The sequence below is a fragment of the Alloalcanivorax mobilis genome (assembly GCF_002864685.1).
Lineage (GTDB): Bacteria > Pseudomonadota > Gammaproteobacteria > Pseudomonadales > Alcanivoracaceae > Alloalcanivorax > Alloalcanivorax mobilis.
Genome location: NZ_NMQZ01000052.1, coordinates 12,232 through 28,830 on the forward strand (window position 1 = coordinate 12,232; position 16,599 = coordinate 28,830).

The 16,599-nt window shown below is 62.8% G+C and carries 14 protein-coding genes; 4 read left to right on the forward strand and 10 right to left on the reverse strand.

Features of this window, described 5'->3' with window-relative positions; all coding sequences use genetic code 11:
• Positions 1-106 precede the first annotated feature (106 nt).
• The gene (locus tag CGS25_RS17570; protein WP_232802481.1) at positions 107-1,213 is read left to right on the forward strand and encodes an alpha/beta fold hydrolase; all 1,107 of its coding nucleotides are present in this window, start codon (positions 107-109) and stop codon (positions 1,211-1,213) included.
• Here the strand turns inward: CGS25_RS17570 and CGS25_RS17575 are convergent, their stop codons facing one another.
• The 3 genes from CGS25_RS17575 to CGS25_RS17585 form a co-directional block, all read right to left on the reverse strand.
• Positions 1,214-1,921: a hypothetical protein gene (locus CGS25_RS17575; protein ID WP_157933872.1), complete on the reverse strand. Its 708-nt coding sequence runs from the start codon at positions 1,919-1,921 to the stop codon at positions 1,214-1,216.
• 98 nt (positions 1,922-2,019) lie between these two features.
• Positions 2,020-2,430, reverse strand: a complete 411-nt coding sequence (locus CGS25_RS17580) for a YkvA family protein (RefSeq protein ID WP_089031898.1) — start codon at positions 2,428-2,430, stop codon at positions 2,020-2,022.
• Positions 2,417-3,202: a ParA family protein gene (locus CGS25_RS17585; RefSeq protein ID WP_089031899.1), complete on the reverse strand. Its 786-nt coding sequence runs from the start codon at positions 3,200-3,202 to the stop codon at positions 2,417-2,419. Before CGS25_RS17585 ends, CGS25_RS17580 begins: the two co-directional genes overlap by 14 nt.
• Before the next feature lie 337 nt (positions 3,203-3,539).
• Between CGS25_RS17585 and CGS25_RS17590 the strand changes: the two genes are divergently transcribed.
• Entirely contained in the window at positions 3,540-4,901 is a 1,362-nt protein-coding gene (locus CGS25_RS17590) for a cytochrome P450 (RefSeq protein WP_101676273.1), read from the forward strand.
• 35 nt (positions 4,902-4,936) lie between these two features.
• Here CGS25_RS17590 and gorA read toward each other — a convergent pair whose 3' ends face one another.
• Positions 4,937-6,304, reverse strand: a complete 1,368-nt coding sequence (gorA, locus tag CGS25_RS17595) for a glutathione-disulfide reductase (RefSeq protein ID WP_101676274.1) — start codon at positions 6,302-6,304, stop codon at positions 4,937-4,939.
• A gap of 108 nt (positions 6,305-6,412) precedes the next feature.
• On the reverse strand, positions 6,413-7,978 hold the full coding sequence (locus CGS25_RS17600) for an FMN-binding glutamate synthase family protein (protein ID WP_089031902.1): 1,566 nt from the start codon (positions 7,976-7,978) through the stop codon (positions 6,413-6,415).
• 310 nt (positions 7,979-8,288) lie between these two features.
• On the opposite strand from CGS25_RS17600, the gene CGS25_RS17605 reads away from it, so the two are divergent.
• Positions 8,289-8,918: a lytic transglycosylase domain-containing protein gene (locus CGS25_RS17605; RefSeq protein ID WP_101676275.1), complete on the forward strand. Its 630-nt coding sequence runs from the start codon at positions 8,289-8,291 to the stop codon at positions 8,916-8,918.
• Between the two features lie 47 nt (positions 8,919-8,965).
• Here CGS25_RS17605 and CGS25_RS17610 read toward each other — a convergent pair whose 3' ends face one another.
• Positions 8,966-9,283 (reverse strand): Rieske (2Fe-2S) protein, encoded by a 318-nt coding sequence (locus CGS25_RS17610; protein WP_101676276.1) that lies wholly within the window; start codon positions 9,281-9,283, stop codon positions 8,966-8,968.
• A gap of 218 nt (positions 9,284-9,501) precedes the next feature.
• Positions 9,502-11,874, reverse strand: coding sequence for a phosphoenolpyruvate synthase (gene ppsA, locus CGS25_RS17615; protein ID WP_089031905.1), 2,373 nt, complete (start codon positions 11,872-11,874; stop codon positions 9,502-9,504).
• Between the two features lie 193 nt (positions 11,875-12,067).
• On the opposite strand from ppsA, the gene ppsR reads away from it, so the two are divergent.
• The gene (gene ppsR, locus CGS25_RS17620) at positions 12,068-12,886 is read left to right on the forward strand and encodes a posphoenolpyruvate synthetase regulatory kinase/phosphorylase PpsR (RefSeq protein ID WP_089031906.1); all 819 of its coding nucleotides are present in this window, start codon (positions 12,068-12,070) and stop codon (positions 12,884-12,886) included.
• A gap of 160 nt (positions 12,887-13,046) precedes the next feature.
• On the opposite strand, the gene prpD is transcribed toward ppsR, so the two are convergent.
• The 3 genes from prpD to CGS25_RS17635 form a co-directional block, all read right to left on the reverse strand.
• Complete coding sequence (gene prpD, locus CGS25_RS17625) at positions 13,047-14,531, reverse strand: 2-methylcitrate dehydratase (protein WP_101676277.1); 1,485 nt, start codon at positions 14,529-14,531, stop codon at positions 13,047-13,049.
• Positions 14,532-14,661: 130 nt separating this feature from the next.
• Positions 14,662-15,840: a 2-methylaconitate cis-trans isomerase PrpF gene (gene prpF / locus CGS25_RS17630; protein ID WP_101676278.1), complete on the reverse strand. Its 1,179-nt coding sequence runs from the start codon at positions 15,838-15,840 to the stop codon at positions 14,662-14,664.
• A gap of 212 nt (positions 15,841-16,052) precedes the next feature.
• Positions 16,053-16,394, reverse strand: a complete 342-nt coding sequence (locus CGS25_RS17635) for an endonuclease domain-containing protein (protein WP_089031909.1) — start codon at positions 16,392-16,394, stop codon at positions 16,053-16,055.
• Positions 16,395-16,599 lie beyond the last annotated feature (205 nt).

Sequence of the window (16,599 nt, forward strand, 5' to 3'; positions counted from 1 at the left end):
CGGTTCACACCAGGCGTGAACCAGCCCCACTTAGTGAACCTCCGGGTCAGGATCCGGAGGCGGCTGATTTCCGGTTCAACGAGGACGCATGGCGCCACGCCCATCTGTGAAGAATTCGATCCGCGCGCTTGGCCACGCCATTGAGCGCCGCCGCCACCCGCACCGCTTTATTCAGACCGATAAAACGCCGTGGGACGAAATCCACCGCGACGGCATCATGGCGGTGCGTCACTACAGCCTGCCCCCCATGGAAAGCATTCCGGTGGGCGACGAACGGGTTGCGGTGCGGCGCGAAAAGCACCGTGTTCCGCTGCTGCTGGTGCCGGCACTGGGCATTCACTGCTGGACCTACGACATCATGCCAAACCGCTCGATGGTGCGCTATCTGATGGCGCGCGGCTACGATGTCTACTTGATCGACTGGGGGCAGCCCTCCCAGGCGAACCGCAACCTGGATCTGGACACCTACGTGAACCGCTGGTTGCCCGATGCGGTGCAGGCGGTGCGCAAGCGTTCGGAATGCGACCGCGTCAATCTGGTCGGTTACTGCATGGGCGGGCTGTTGTGTCTGATGTATCTGGGCGCGCACCCGCGGGCCCCGGTGACCGCGTTGTCCACCATCGCCAGCCCGGTGAATTTCCACAAGAGCGGCCCGTTCGGCGCGTTGTTCAGCCTCGCCGCGATTCCCGCCATGCAGGTACACGACTGGTTCCAGCTGCGCCTCAAACCCCTGGACAGCAAGTTGTTCCACATTCCCGCCAACCTGCTTTCGTTCGGTTTCAAGATGACCAACCCACCTGGGGTGGTGCAATCCTACGTCGAATTGCTGCGCAACCTCGGTGACCGCGATTACCTCACCGAATACATGACCATGGGCCAGTGGTTCAACGACATGGTCGATTACCCCGGCGCGGTGGTCCGCGAGGTGATCGAGAAAATGATTCTCGCCAACAGCCTCGCCAACGGGCGCATTAATATCGGTGGTCGGGCGGTGGAGTTCGCCGCCATTCGCCAGGATCTGCTCGCCTTCGCCGGGCGCACCGACCGCATTGTCAGCATCCGCGCCGCCCGCGAGGTGTTGAGTGTGGTGGGCAGCCGTGAAAAGCATTTCGAGGTGGCGCCTGGCGGCCACGCCGGTGTGTTCGCCGGCAGCAAAGCGCCGGAGCACTGCTGGCGGCTGATCGCCGACTGGATGGCCGAACGCTCCGCCTGATCAGCGGGCGGCGGTGGCGGTGTCCAGGTTGGTCAGGGTGTCACTGATCTGTCCGGCGTAACGGTAGACCAGAAACGGTACTGGCTGTGTTTGTTCGTCAAGCAGCGAGCCGCGAATGAACTTCCATTTCAGTGCCACCTGCTCAAGCGCCGCGCGCACCGCCGGGTCGCCGTGGTGCGCCTGGCGCGCCCGCGCCAGGGCGCTCTGAAACGCCTTTACCGACGCTTGCGGATCGCTGCTCGTCCGTGTCCGCGCGCCGGCGGCCGCCCTCGCAACATAGTCACCGGCGAGCCGCTGGATGTCGCTGGCCAGAGCTTGCACGTCATCCAGGGCGGCGGCCTCGGCGCTGCTCACCGCGTCCAGGCGGGCGGCGATCGCGACGCTGCCACGATCCACCGCGGCACCGTCGGCGCCGGTGGCCTGGCGCAGCTCATCAAGGCGCTGGGCGAGTTCGGCGGCCAGGCGCTGCTGGTCGTCATCGGCGGCGGCCTCTTTGATCAAGGCCAGGCGCGCCTCGGCGGCCGCCAGCGAGTGGCTCAGCGCCGTCTGATATTGCGGGTCGGCGTCCATGACGGTGTACATATGGAAATCGGCCCGCGCCCGCCAGACCTCCTGCTCCAGATGATCGAGCTGCGCCCGCGACACCGCCGCCTGCCCCAGGGTCGGCAGCATCAACAACGCCACCAGGGCACCCCCTGCTGTTCGCATCACTCACTCCCTTATTCAATCGCCGAGGCCGCCGCGCGTGGCCACCACCCAGCCCCATGCGCGGGGCGCGCACAACATAGTACAGGGGCGACCGGCTGTCATCCGCGCGTGGGCGGGTCCTGCACGTCCGGATGCTCGCCACGCCATCGCCGGTAAGCGTCCAGATCACCGCCGATCCAGCGCCGCGAGCGATGCAACAGGGCCAGGTCGTCGATCAAGCCAAGGCCGATAATGGCGTCCGGGATCGCGTCCAGCGGCATCAGAAAATAGACCAGCACCCCGGCCAGGGTGACCAGGGTGGCCCAGGGTACTTCCGGGTAGCGACGCAACGCCCAGTCGCGCAGCATCGCTGCCATCAGGCGCAGCTCCGCGGCTTCCTCGCCGAGCCGGTCGCGCTGGCGCCAGGCCTTGGCGGCGGCGGCCATCGCCAAACGGCGGCTCGCCCCCGGTGAGCGCAACAATCTGGCGGCGCGCTGTCGGGCCTGCCGCCAGGGGCTATCCACGGCCATGCAGTTCCCGGTACAGCGCCTGGTATTCCTCGCTGAGCTTGTGTTTGGGGTTCCAATTGACCAACGGCATCGCCCGTTGATGGGATTCACGCATCGCCACCGAGGCCGATAGCCGGCTATCCAGAATGGGCAGCCCTTCCTGAGTCAGCGCCGCCACCAGCTCCTGGGGCAGCCTGGCACGGGGCTGGAACTGGTTGACGACAATGCCCTCCACGCTGAGATCCTCGTTGTGATCCGCTCGCGCTTCCTGGATGTTTTCCAGCAGCGAATACAGCGCCTTACGCGAAAACGCGTCGCAATCGAAAGGAATCAGAACCCGCTGCGCGGCGATCAATGCCGAAAGCGTATAGAAATTAAAGGCCGGCGGGGTGTCCACATAGATTTCATCGAATTCCCGCGACAGGCTTTTCAACAAGCCGCGCAGTTTGTAGATCTTGTGCTTGGATTCCAGCAGGTGCTCCAACTCACCGAGTTCGCCGTCGGCGGGCAGCACATGGAGATTCTCGAAACGGGTGGCGTGAATGTAATCTCTTGGCGCTTTTTCCTTGAGTTTGAACGACAACGTCTGGGAGAAAAAAGTGCCGATATTGGGGGTCGGGCCCTGCTCGTTCTGATACGCGCCCATGCCCAGCAGGTACTGGCTGGCGTTGCATTGAGGGTCCAGATCCACCACCAGGGTCTTGCGACCTTGGAAAGCGGCGATCGCCGCCAGATTGACGGTGATGCTCGACTTGCCCACCCCCCCTTTCTGATTGAACACCACTCTGCGCATGCAGATCTCCTTCGTGGCCCACGGCTGTCAGTCATGGGCATGATACACAGCGCGGCAAACCGCTCCCAGGCCGCAGCGCCGTTGCCTCACGTCTGTCCACAGAAACTGTGGATAACCCCGTGAACAACAGGTTAGCGACGTTCGCCAGCGGCGCCCGTGCGCCACTTAACGCCGGTTGGTCGTTTCCTGCCCAGCGCGGCCTTCGCGGCGCGGCCCGACCTGCGCGGCCCGGCCCTAAGTAAATGCGCGCACGAAAGACATTTACTACCACTTGCCAATGGCAAGGTTACCCGGCCACCATGGGATATACATGACGTTTACCCAGGAGATCGGCCGCATGACAGCAACCACCCCACTGGCCCAGGTGCCACCGGGCAGCCCTTTGAACCCGGTGCCCGGCGACGCCGGCTGGCCATTGATCGGCTACACGCTGGCGAGCATGCGCGATCCGATCGGCACCTTTCGCCAGCGCTACGACCATTACGGCCCGGTCTCCTGGAGCAGTCTGTTCGGCCTGCGCATGGTGCAGATGCTCGGCCCGGATGCCAATCAGTTCGTTATGCTCAACCGCGGCGATCTGTTCTCCAACCATGACGGCTGGGATTTCTTCATCGGCCGTTTTTTTCATCGCGGCATCATGCTGCTCGATTTCGAAGAGCATCGCTGGCACCGGCGCATCATGCAGCAGGCATTCTCCCGCGATGCCCTGCAAGGCTACCTGCAACGCATGGGGCCGCGCATCGCCGAGGGCATCGTCTACTGGCCTACCGGCACCCTGAAAGTCCTTCCGGCGCTCAAACAGCTGACCCTGGATCTGGCCACCGACGTGTTCATGGGCGAGAAGCTGGGCGCGCAATCCCAACGCATCAACCATGCCTTTGTCGACACCGTGCGCGCCGGCACCGCCCTGCTGCGCTTTCCGGTGCCGGGACTGCGCTGGTCGCGGGGGTTGCAGGGCCGCCGCACCCTGGAAACCTTGTTCCGGGAGCGGATCGCCGCGAAAAGAGCCAGCCAGGACAGCGATTTGTTCAGCGCGCTCTGCCACGCCAGCACCGAAGAGGGCGACCGCTTTTCCGATGACGACGTGGTCAATCATATGATTTTCCTGATGATGGCGGCTCACGACACCACCACCATCACTCTTTCCACGCTGTTCTACCAGCTGGCCAAACATCCGCACTGGCAGCAGCGGCTGCGCGAGGAAAGCCTGGCGCTAGGCAAAACCTGTTTGCAACACGAAGACCTTGAGCGCCTGCCCGGCATAGGCCTGGCGATGAAAGAAGCCCTGCGCCTATGCGCACCGGTACCCTCGCTGCCGCGTCGCACGGTGCGAGATGTGGAGTATCAGGGCTTCTACATTCCGGCGGGCACTTTTATCAACGTGGCGCCCTACTTCACCCATTACATGCAGGAGTACTGGCCCGAGCCGGAGCGCTTCGACCCGGAAAGGTTCAGCGAGCAGCGCCGCGAAGATAAAGTACACCCCTACGCCTGGGTGCCCTTCGGCGGCGGCGCGCACAAATGCATCGGCCTGCATTTCGCCGAGATGCAGGTCAAAGCGATTCTTCACCAGGTGCTGCTCAAATACCGCTGGAGCGTGCCAGCGGACTATGAGATGCCAGTGGACACCACCAGCCTGCCGGTGCCCGGCGACGGGCTTCCCGTGACGTTAGAGCGGGTGAAAACGTCGGACGTCTGACGTCGGACGTCCGACGCGAAAAAACGCGCCAGGCCCTACCGCGAAACGGTCTGGCCACCGCGCATGGTGACCAGCTCCTCGGCGGAGGTCGGATGGATGCCGATAGTGGCATCGAAATCGGCCTTAGTGGCCCCCATGCGCATCGCCACGGCGAAACCCTGGGTGATCTCGGCGGCTTCTTCACCGGCGATGTGCAGGCCAACCACCCGGTCGCTGGCGTCATCCACCAGCAGCTTTATCAAGGATTTTTCCTGTATATCGCTGAGCGAGTACCGCAATGGCCGGAACTGGCTTCTGTAGACACGCACGGTATCGTATTTTTCCAGCGCTTCCTCTTCGGTCAGTCCCACCGTGCCGATATTGGGATGGCTGAAAACAGCGGTGGGCACGTCCCGGTAATCCAGCGGTTTTTCCGGTTTGTGTTCGCCGTACAGGTGCGCCGCCAGCCACATGCCTTCGGCCAGCGCCACCGGGGTCAGTTGCAGCCGGTCAGTGACATCACCCAACGCGTAAATACCCGCCTCACTGGTCTGGTAGTGCTCGTCCACCCGCACCGCGCCGTTGTCACCGGTGTCAACGCCGACACCGTCAGCGAACAGGCCATCCAGTTTCGGCACCCGGCCGGTGGCGTAGAACACTTCGTCGACCGGCAGTTCCTCGCCACCGCTCAGGGTCAGGCATTTCTTGCCATCGCGCTCTTCGATGGCGGTCACATCGGTGTTGAATCGCAGACTTACGCCCGCCTCGCCCATCTGATCGGCGACGAACTGCCGCACATCGTGGTCAAACCCGCGCAGAAACAGATCGCGACGATAGATCTGGTGCACCTGCACGCCCAGCCCGTTAAGGATCGAGGCAAACTCGGTGGCGATGTAGCCCCCTCCCACCACCGCCACGGTGTGCGGTAGCGTGTCCAGATAGAACAGGTCATCGGAGATGCGGACATGCTCCCGGCCCGGCAGGTCGGGCACGAACGGCTTGCCCCCGGTGGCGATCACAATCTGGCGGGCATTGAGCGTGCGCTGGCCGTCGACACTGACCCGCCCGACGCTCTCGATGCGGCCGTGGCCCTCGAAAATGGTGACGCCCGCCTTCTCAAGTATGTTCCGATAGATGCCATTAAGGCGCTCGATCTCGCGGCTCTTGTTGTCGCGCAGGGTCGCCCAGTCGAAGCGCCAGTTGTCCACGGTAAAACCGAAACTGGCGGCCAGTTCGAACTCCCCGGCGAACCCGGCACCATAGGCGAACAATTTCTTCGGCACACACCCCACATTAACGCAGGTGCCGCCGAGAAAACGCTCTTCGATGATCGCCACCCGGGCGCCATGGCCTGAGGCCATCCGCGCGGCCCGCACCCCGCCGGAACCGGCGCCAATCACCACCAGATCGAAATCGTCAGACACGTGTTTCTCCTTAATTATCGTGAGCGCCATTCAATGGGGCTCTATTGTGGCGCCACCGCCGTGAAGGACAAGGCCCAGCGGCTCGATAAACCCAATAGTGATCGGCAATCAACTGCCCACCCGGAAGCGGGCGAACGGTGCGTGCAGGCTGGGCCGGCCCTGGCGCAGATACAGCCCCCGCTCAATCGGCGGCCACAGCTCTTCCAGGGGGATCGAATCGCCGTTGGCATTGACCATGCGAGCGTGGTGGCGGCGCAACTGGCGCGGCTCACCGACGCCGCAGGAATGGGCGATGGTCTCCACTTCCTTAACCAGATTGGCATGAAAAAACGCCACCCTGCGCGCCTTATCGCTGGGCACCAGCCCACGCTGCAAACGCGGATTGTGGGTGGTGACGCCGGTGGGGCAGGTATTGCGGTTGCACTGCATCGCCTGAATGCAGCCCAGCGCGAACATGTAACCGCGTGCCGACACACAGAAATCCGCGCCCATGGCGATCGCCCAGGCCACCATGGTCGGGTTGATCAGCTTGCCGGAACACACCACGCGAATGCGGTCGTGCAACGCGAAGCCCTCGATCAGATCCACCACCAGCGGCAGCGATTCGGCCAGATTCAGACCGACGTCGTCCATCAACGACATGGGCGCCGCGCCGGTGCCGCCATCACCACTGTCGATGGTGATGAAATCCGGCGCGCTTTCCAGGCCCCGTTCGTGAATCTCGATGAACAGATCCTCCAGCCATTGCCAGGAGCCGATCACCGTCTTGATGCCGGTGGGCTTGCCGGTCACCGAGCGCACCCGCTCGATCAGATCAAGCAGGTCCCCCGCACTGCGCACGCCGGGTTGTCCGTTCGGGCTGACCGAGGCCAAACCCACCGGGATGCCGCGAATGCCCGCGATTTCCGGGGTCACCTTGGCAGCGGGCAGAATGCCCCCTTTGCCCGGTTTGGCGCCCTGGCTCAATTTGATCTCGAACATCTTCACCTGCTGCACCGCCGCCACTTTCTCAAGCGCGGCGTCGCTGAGGTCGCCGTTTTCATCGCGCACCCCGTAAAAAGCCGTGCCGATTTGAAATACCAGATCACAGTGGCCTTCCAGGTGCCACTCGGTGAGCCCGCCCTCCCCGGTATTAAGCCAGCAGCCGGCCAATGCCGAGCCCCGCGACAGCGCCTGCACCGCCGGCTTGGAAATGGCCCCGAAACTCATTCCGGACACGTTATGGAAGCTGCGTGCCACATAGGGCTGGCGCGCGTGCGGGCCAATCATTAACGGCAAGGTCTCCGCCGCGTCTTTCTCCAGCGTGGGATAGGGCGTATTGAGGAACACCACGCGCCCGGCGCTGTTTTGCTTGGTGGTTCCAAAAGCAACGGTGTTGCCGAGGTTCTTCGCGGCCCGATAGACCCAGCTGCGCTGGGCGCGGTTGAACGGCAATTCTTCCCGGTCCATGGCAAAAAAGTATTGGCGGAAAAACTCGCCCAGATGCTCGAAAAAATAGCGGAACCGGCCAATCAGCGGGTAATTACGGCGAATCGCATGGGTTTTCTGAAAATAACGGTCCTGCACCCACAGCAGCGCGGCGGTTACGGTGATCAGGAAAAGCATCAGCAGCAGGCCAAACCCCAGCCAGGCGATCAGGAGGTTGATCCAGGTATGCAGCTGTTCGGGCAGCATGGCGTCTCCTTGGTTGAGCGGGCGAATCGTTGTCACTATAACGGATCGGCGGGCACCCGCGGGGCCGGGTCGCGTGGCTGAGTGCCTTTCTGCTGCGAAAAGCTGAGACCTGCCGCATGAAACCGACTCTGGCACTAGGCCCTGCTGTCATACTGTGGTATCAAGAGGCGATAAAGAATTCACGTGACCGGAATCCGGCGACACCGGGAAGGCTCGCCCTGGCACCAACCATAACGTTCAATCGATCCACCACCTCGCCGGGCAGGGAACCCGGCCACCGGAGGGCGGATCGCGGGGAATACGGCGAATAATGAAACGCATGGGGGCATGGGGGCTGCCGGTGCTGGTGGCGCTGCTGGGGAGCACGGCGTTGTCCGCCACCGCCGGCACCATCTACAAATACCGGGGCGCCAACGGCGAAATTCTTTACACTGACCAGCCCCAAGAGCGCGTCGGTGTCCGTTACACCCTGTTGTCGGTGCGCAAAGGCTGGAGCTACACGCCCCATGCCCTGGCGGCGGACGAACGCGACCGTTACGACGCCCTGATCGTTGGCGCCGCCCACCACTTCCAGGTGGAACCGGCTCTGGTCAAGGCGGTGATCCATGCGGAATCGCTGTTCAACCGCTACGCGGTCAGCCGGGTGGGCGCCCAGGGCCTGATGCAGTTGATGCCGGAAACCGCCCGCCATCTGAGCGTGGACAATCCCTTCGACGCCGCCGCCAACATCCATGGGGGCACCCGCTTTCTCGCCTACCTGCAGAACAAGTTCAATAACCTGGACGAAGTGCTGGCCGCCTACAACGCTGGGGAAGGCAATGTGCGCCGTTACGGCGGCATTCCGCCGTTTCCGGAAACCCGGGCTTACGTTAAGAAGGTCAAGGAATTAAGACTCAGGTATCAGCTTCTGATGACCGATGAGACGCTGGCTAGCCGCTAGGATCAACTTTAACTATAAGACACACCTTATTGTTTTATATGCCATTTCTAATGACCGGCAGTGGCATTCAGTGACACCCCAAGCCAGGGGCCATCGAACTCCAGCGGATAACGGCGAAGGCAGTAGCTGCGATTTTCCTGGCAGCGACCGCTGCTCAGAGCGAACTCCAGGCCATGCCCCGGGCACCGCAGCACACCACGGTGCACACTGCCACGGTCGAGGGCGAAATCGCCATGCGGACAGCGCCGCTGCACCAGCCAGGTGTCGCCTTCCTCGTGAATCAGCAGCAGTTCCTCACGGCCAATACGCACCGGCAGGCGCAGGCCATCGTAGAGGTCCAGCGTGCGGATCAAACGGTGAAACATGGCGGGCATCCGAGAAGGCGATGGTTCAAACCTTAGCGCGGAGCGACTTCAAGCTTCAAGCTGCAAGCCCCAAAGGGCGCTGCGCAGGCTTTTTGTAGCTTGTAGCTTGAAGCCTGCCCCTCCATCGACAACGCTGGCGCCCCGCCCCTGCACGGCCTCTCCCTGTTCCACAAAAAAAGCCCGGCGGGTGCCGGGCTTTTTGCTGGTGCGGGCCGGGATCAGTGGCCGTGTTTTTCCGCCAGATAGAACCAGGTATCGAGTACCGAATCCGGGTTCAGGGACACGGAATCGATGCCCTGCTCCATCAGCCATTTGGCCAGATCCGGGTGATCGGACGGCCCCTGGCCGCAAATACCGATGTATTTGCTTTGGTTGTTGCAGGCGTCGATCGCCATCTTCAGCAGCTTCTTCACCGCCGGATCGCGCTCATCGAACAGATGGCTGACGATGCCGGAATCCCGATCCAGGCCCAGGGTAAGCTGAGTCAAATCGTTGGAGCCGATTGAGAAGCCGTCGAAGTACTGCAGGAACTCATCGGCCAGCAGCGCGTTGGTGGGCAGTTCGCACATCATGATCACGCGCAGACCGTTGTCGCCACGCTTGAGGCCGTTCTTGCTGAGCAGATCAACCACCTGCTCCGCTTCGCCCGGGGTGCGCACGAACGGCACCATCACTTCCACGTTGGTGAAGCCCATTACCTCGCGCACCTTCTTGAGGGCGCGGCATTCGAGCTCGAAACAGTCGCGGAAGTTTTCACTGATGTAGCGGCTGGCACCACGGAAGCCCAGCATCGGGTTCTCTTCGTCGGGCTCGTAGAGTTTGCCACCGATCAGGTTGGCGTATTCGTTGGATTTGAAGTCGGAGAGGCGCACGATCACCTTCTCCGGGTGGAAGGCGGCGGCCAGGGTGGAAATCCCCTCGACCAGCTTTTCCACGTAAAACTCCACCGGGTCGCCGTAGCCGGCGATGCGTTTGTCGGCGGCCTGCTGCACATCGCGGGGCAGGCTGTCGTAGTTGAGCAGCGCTTTCGGGTGCACGCCGATCATGCGGTTGATGATGAATTCCAGACGCGCCAGGCCCACGCCCTGATTGGGCAGGCTGGCGAAGTCGAAAGCACGGTCCGGGTTGCCCACGTTCATCATGATCTTGAACGACAATTTCGGCATCGACTCGATGGAGTTGCGCTGAACGTCGAACTCCAGCTGGCCTTCGTAGATCTTGCCGGTGTCGCCCTCGGCGCAGGAGGCGGTGACTTGCTGGCCATCCTTGAGCAGCTCGGTGGCGTCGCCACAACCGACGATCGCGGGCACACCCAGTTCGCGGGCGATGATCGCCGCGTGACAAGTACGGCCACCGCGGTTGGTGATGATCGCGGACGCGCGCTTCATAACCGGTTCCCAGTCCGGGTCGGTCATGTCGGTGACCAGAACATCACCGGGCTGCACCCGCTCCATTTCCTTGATGTTGGACACCACGCGCACCGGCCCGGCGCCAATGCGTTGACCAATGGCACGGCCTTCCACCAGCACTTTGCCGGTCTGCTTGAGCAGGTAGCGTTCCATCACCGACGCGTCGGAACGGCTTTTCACCGTTTCCGGGCGCGCCTGCACGATGTACAGCTTGCCGTCGTCGCCGTCCAGCGCCCACTCGATGTCCATCGGCATGCCGTAGTGCTTTTCGATCTCGATGGCCTGGCGGGACAGGTCCGCCACTTGCTCGTCGCTCAGGCAGAAGCGCAGCCGGTCGGCGGCGCTCACGTCCACGGTTTGCACTGATTTGCCGGCGGTTGCTTCGCTGCCGTAGATCATCTTGTGCATCTTGCTGCCGAGATTGCGGCGCAGAATCGCCGGCCGCTTGTTCAGCAGGGTCTTTTTGTGGACATAGAACTCATCCGGGTTGACCGCGCCCTGCACCACCATTTCACCGAGGCCGTAGGAGGCGGTGATGAACACCACATCGCGGAAACCGGATTCGGTGTCCAGGGTGAACATAACGCCGGCGGCGCCGGTTTCCGAGCGCACCATGCGCTGCACGCCAGCGGACAGCGCCACCAGTTTGTGGTCGAAGCCCTGATGCACGCGATAGCTGATGGCGCGGTCGTTGAAGAGGGACGCGAACACCTCTTTCACCGCGATCATGACGCTGTCCACGCCGCGAATGTTCAGGAAGGTTTCCTGCTGGCCGGCGAACGAGGCGTCGGGCAGGTCTTCCGCGGTGGCGGAGGAACGCACCGCCACCGGCAATTCCGCGTTGCCTTCGCTCATTTTATCGTAGGCATCACGGATCGCGTCTTCCAGCCCGGGCTGGAACGGGGCTTCCACCACCCAGTTGCGAATCTTTTCACCGGTCTCCGCCAGGGCCACGACGTCATCCACGTCGAGGGCGCTGAGCGCGTCGTTGATCTTGGTGGTCAGATCGTTGTGCTCGAGGAAAGCACGGAACGCTTCCGCGGTGGTCGCGAACCCGCCCGGGACGGACACGCCGGCCGCCGCCAGGTTGCTGATCATCTCGCCGAGGGAGGCGTTCTTGCCACCGACGTGCTCGACGTCGCCCTTGCCCAGATCCTGAAACCAGACTACGTATTCCGCCAAGGTCGTCTCCTTAAGTCTTGCCCTAAACTTTACCGGAATGGATGGAGGCGCCATTCTACCCAAAACATCGGTGCTTTGCCCGCCCGGATTCGTCATTCCTCTACGACTTTTGGACAAACCACCGGGCACCGCTGTCACCGGAGCGGCACACAGGCCACAATGGCCCATTGACACGCCCAGGAGCCCGCCACACATGAAAAGGACCGCTTTTTATATTTCGGACGGCACCGGCATTACCGCCGAAACCATCGGTCACAGCCTGCTCAGCCAGTTCGGCAGTATAGAATTTAACCAGACCACCATTCCCTACGTGCAATCCGACCAACTCGCCCGCGACGCGGTCAATCGCATTAATACCGCGGCGCGCGCCGACGGCGCCAAACCGGTGGTGTTTTCCACCCTGGTCAGCGACCCGCAACGGCAGATTCTGCACACCTGCGAAGGGCTGGTTCTTGACCTGTTCACCGCCTACCAGCGCCCGTTGGAAGACGAACTCGGAGTCAGCTCCAACCACAAGGTCGGCCAGAGCCACGCGATCCGCGATCAGCAGGCGTATCGCATCCGCATCAACGCGGTGCATTTCGCCCTGGACAACGACGACGGCGCCCGCACCCGTCATTACGATCAGGCGGACGTCATCCTGATCGGCGTGTCGCGCTCGGGGAAAACGCCCACCTGCCTGTATCTGGCGCTGCAATTCGGCCTGTTCACCGCCAACTACCCGCTCACCGAAGACGACTTCGATGACCTGCGCCTGCCCGACGCGCTGGCGCCGCACAAGGACAAGCTGTTCGGTCTGACCATCAACGCTGAGCGCCTCAGCGCCATCCGCAGCGAACGCAAAGCCGGCAGCCGCTACGCCTCGCCCCGTCAATGCGACATGGAAGTGCGCGCCCTGCAGGCGTTGTACAACAAGTTCAACATTCCCCACCTGGACGCCACCGAACTGTCCATCGAGGAAATCAGCACGCGGATTCTGTCCATGACCGGCCTGCAACGGCGGTTGCAGTAGCGCCGCCGAGCGGCGCGCTACAAAAAAGCGGATACAGGATGCATCCGTTTCCACATTAAAAAAGCCCGGCTTGTGGCCGGGCCCGGGTGCGACGCCTCGGCGCCACGGGGGTGACGGGGGTTGCCCGCCGAAATCGGATTGTCCGCTTGCGGTGTGCCGTTCAGATCACCCACAGATCCATGAACGCATTGACCGGCGTGGTTTCCAGTTCGTTCTGGTTGTTGCAGAGCGCGAAGATCTCGCCGGCGCGGCCGGCGGCGAACCGGGTACTCAGGTTGCGCTTGAACTTCTGCTCCAGAACCGGAATGCCTTCTTGCCGACGCCGCCGGTGGCCGATCGGATATTCCACCGCGACCTGGTCGGTGCTGGAGCCGTCCTTGAAGAACACCTGGATGGCGTTGGCGATTGAGCGTTTGCCGGGGTCATGATAATCCCTTGAGTAGCTCTCGTCTTCCACGATCTCCATTTTCTCGCGCAACTCATCGATGATCGGATGGCTGGCGTGAAAATCATCTTCGTAATTTTCCGCCACCAGATCACCGAAAATCAGCGGCACCGCCGTCATGTATTGCAGGCAGTGATCCCGGTCCGCCGGGTTCGCCAGCGGCCCCTGCTTGGAAATAATACGGATCGCCGAATCGTGAGTGGTGATCACGATTCGGTCGATCCGGTCCAGTCGATCCTTGACTTGCGGGTGCAGGATCACCGCCGCTTCACAGGCGGTCTGGCTGTGGAACTCCGCCGGAAAACTGATCTTGAACAAAATGTTTTCCATCACGTAGGAGCCATAATCGCGCTGGAATTTGAACTTGCGCTCCGATTCCGGCTTGATCACCTGGTCTTTGTTGGTTTTGGAAAACAGCACGTCATAAAACCCCCACTGCGGCGCGGTCAGCGCACCGGGGACACCCATTTCGCCGCGCAGGGCGATGTCCGCCAGGCGCACGGCGCGGCTGGTGGCATCACCGGCCGCCCAGGACTTGCGCGAGCCGGCGTTGGGCGCGTGGCGATAGGTGCGCAACGATTGCCCGTCCACCCAGGCGTGCGACACCGCGGACAGCAACTGCTCCCGGTCGGCCCCCATCATCTTGGCGACCACCGCCGTGGAGGCCACTTTGACCAGCACCACGTGATCCAGGCCAACCCGGTTGAACGAATTTTCCAGCGCCAGCACACCCTGGATTTCATGGGCCATGATCATGCCTTCCAGCACCGCTTTCATGGTCAGCGGCGCCTTGCCCACGGCCAGATTTTTCTGCGACAGATAATCCGCCACCGCCAGAATGCCACCCAGATTGTCCGAAGGGTGCCCCCACTCCGCCGCCAGCCAGGTGTCGTTGTAATCCAGCCAGCGCACCATGCAGCCGATGTCCCAGGCCGCCTTGACCGGATCGAGGCGGTACGGCGTGCCCGGCACCCGCGCGCCGTGGGGCACCACCGTGCCCTCCACCAGCGGACCCAGATGCTTGGTGCATTCCGGGAACCGCAGCGCCAGCAAGCCGCAACCGAGGGTGTCCATCAGACAGTTGCGCGCCGTGTCCCACGCTTCCTGAGAGTCGATGCGGTAATCCAGCACGTAATCGACGATCGCCTGAATTTCCGTGTCGTAATCCGGGCGAAGATTCTGTTCCACGTTGCTGCTCATAGCGGGCCCTCCATGGGCACATGGGGAAGTGTCTACTCCGGTAGCTTCAAGCCGCAAGCTACAAGCTTCAAGTACACCCCGTGTCCCTGCCGGCGCGGCTTGTAGCTTGCGGCTTGTAGCTTGAAGCCGATCAGACGGCGTCGCCGGGCACCCTCACCCAGCCTTCCATTAAGACCCGGGCGCTGCGGCTCATGCTGGCCTTGCTGACCACCCACTGGTCGCCCTGACGGCGCGCTTCGCCGCCTACCCTCAGTGTGCCGGAGGGGTGGCCAAAGCGCACCGAATCACGCTCGCCGCCGCCGGCGGCCAGATTCACCAGGGTGCCGGGGATCGCCGCCGCGGTACCAATCGCCACCGCCGCGGTGCCCATCATGGCATGGTGCAGTTTGCCCATGGAGAGCGCCCGCACCAGCAGGTCAACCTCATCGGCGCCCACTTTTTTGCCACTGGATGCCAGGTACTCCCGTGGCGGCGCCACGAAGGCGACCTTCGGGGTATGCTGGCGGTTGGCCGCCTCCGCCAGGTCCTGGATCAGGCCCATGCGCAGCGCGCCGTGGGCACGAATGGTTTCGAACCGGGCCAGCGCCTTGGCGTCCTCGTTGATGTCGCCCTGCAGTTCCGCACCGCAGTAGCCGATCTGTTCCGCGTTCAGAAAAATGGTCGGAATGCCGGCATTGATCATGGTGGCCTTCAGGGTTCCCACGCCGGGCACGTCCAGATCGTCCACCAGGTTGCCGGTGGGAAACATGGCGCCATCGCCGTCCGCCGGGTCCATGAAATCGATCTTTACCTCGGCCGCCGGAAAGGTCACGCCATCCAGTTCGAAGTCACCGGTTTCCTGAACCTGGCCGTTGCTGACCGGCACATGGGCGACAATGGTCTTCTCAATGTTCGCCTGCCAGATGCGCACCGTGACCACGCCGTCTTCAGGAATCCGCTGCGCCGCCACCAGGCCGTTGCTGATCGCGAACGAGCCCACCGCCGCCGTCAGATTGCCGCAGTTGCCACTCCAATCGATGTACGGCTTATCGATGGACACCTGGCCGAACAGATAGTCCACATCGTGATCCGGGCTGTCGCTCTTCGACAAAATCACCGTCTTGCTGGTGCTGGAGGTGGCGCCGCCCATGCCGTCGGTGTGCTTGCCATAAGGATCCGGGCTGCCAATCACCCGCAGCAACAGCGCATCCCGGGCAGCGCCCGGCACCCGCGCCGCTTCCGGCAGGTCATCGCGGTTGAAAAACACCCCCTTACTGGTACCGCCACGCATGTAGGTGGCGGGGATTTTGATTTGCGGTGCGTGGCTCATGGCGGCTTCCTTGTTGGTGTTCGTGGTTGGGGATGACTTTTCGTATTCGGCCGGGTTTCCCCCTCTCCCTGTCCCTCTCCCTCCAGGGGAGAGGGGACCGACCAGAGAGGTGAGGCAGAGACTGAACCGCTCGATGCCGCTCAACCCTACCTGGAGAGTCCCCTCCCCCCTGGAGGGGGAGGGACAGGGAGAGGGGGGAAGCTAAAGCCGCCCTACTCCCGCCCTTGTCTCTCCGCCACGGCGCCAAGAATCGTCTCCAGCACCGCGTCGGTATCCTGCAAAATCTCGTTGTTCCAGAATCGCAGCACGCGATACCCGTTGGCTTGTAGCCAGGCATCCCGGGCCGCATCGCGGTCGCTGCCGTTGTGCTGGCCGCCATCCGCTTCGACCACCAGGCGCGCGCCCAGGTGGACGAAGTCGACGATGTACCGGCCCAGCGGCTGCTGCCGGCGAAACTTGCCGCCCAGACGGTGGGCGCGCAGGTGGTACCACAGCCGATGCTCGGCGTCGGTCATATTGCGGCGCAACTCCTTTGCGCGTTGACGGCGGTCCATGCCGTTTCTCCCTTTTTCGCTATCGTTTGTTTCCCCCTCTCCCTGTCCCTCCCCCTCCAGGGGGGAGGGAACCCACTCAGAGCCGCCCTGCCATCCGGCAGCGCCCCGCTCCCCGGGGCAGAACGCCGTCCTGCCACCTGGAGCGCCCCTCTCCCCCGAGGGAAGGAATCCACCAGAGCTCGCCTTGCCTTCTGGAGCGTCCCCT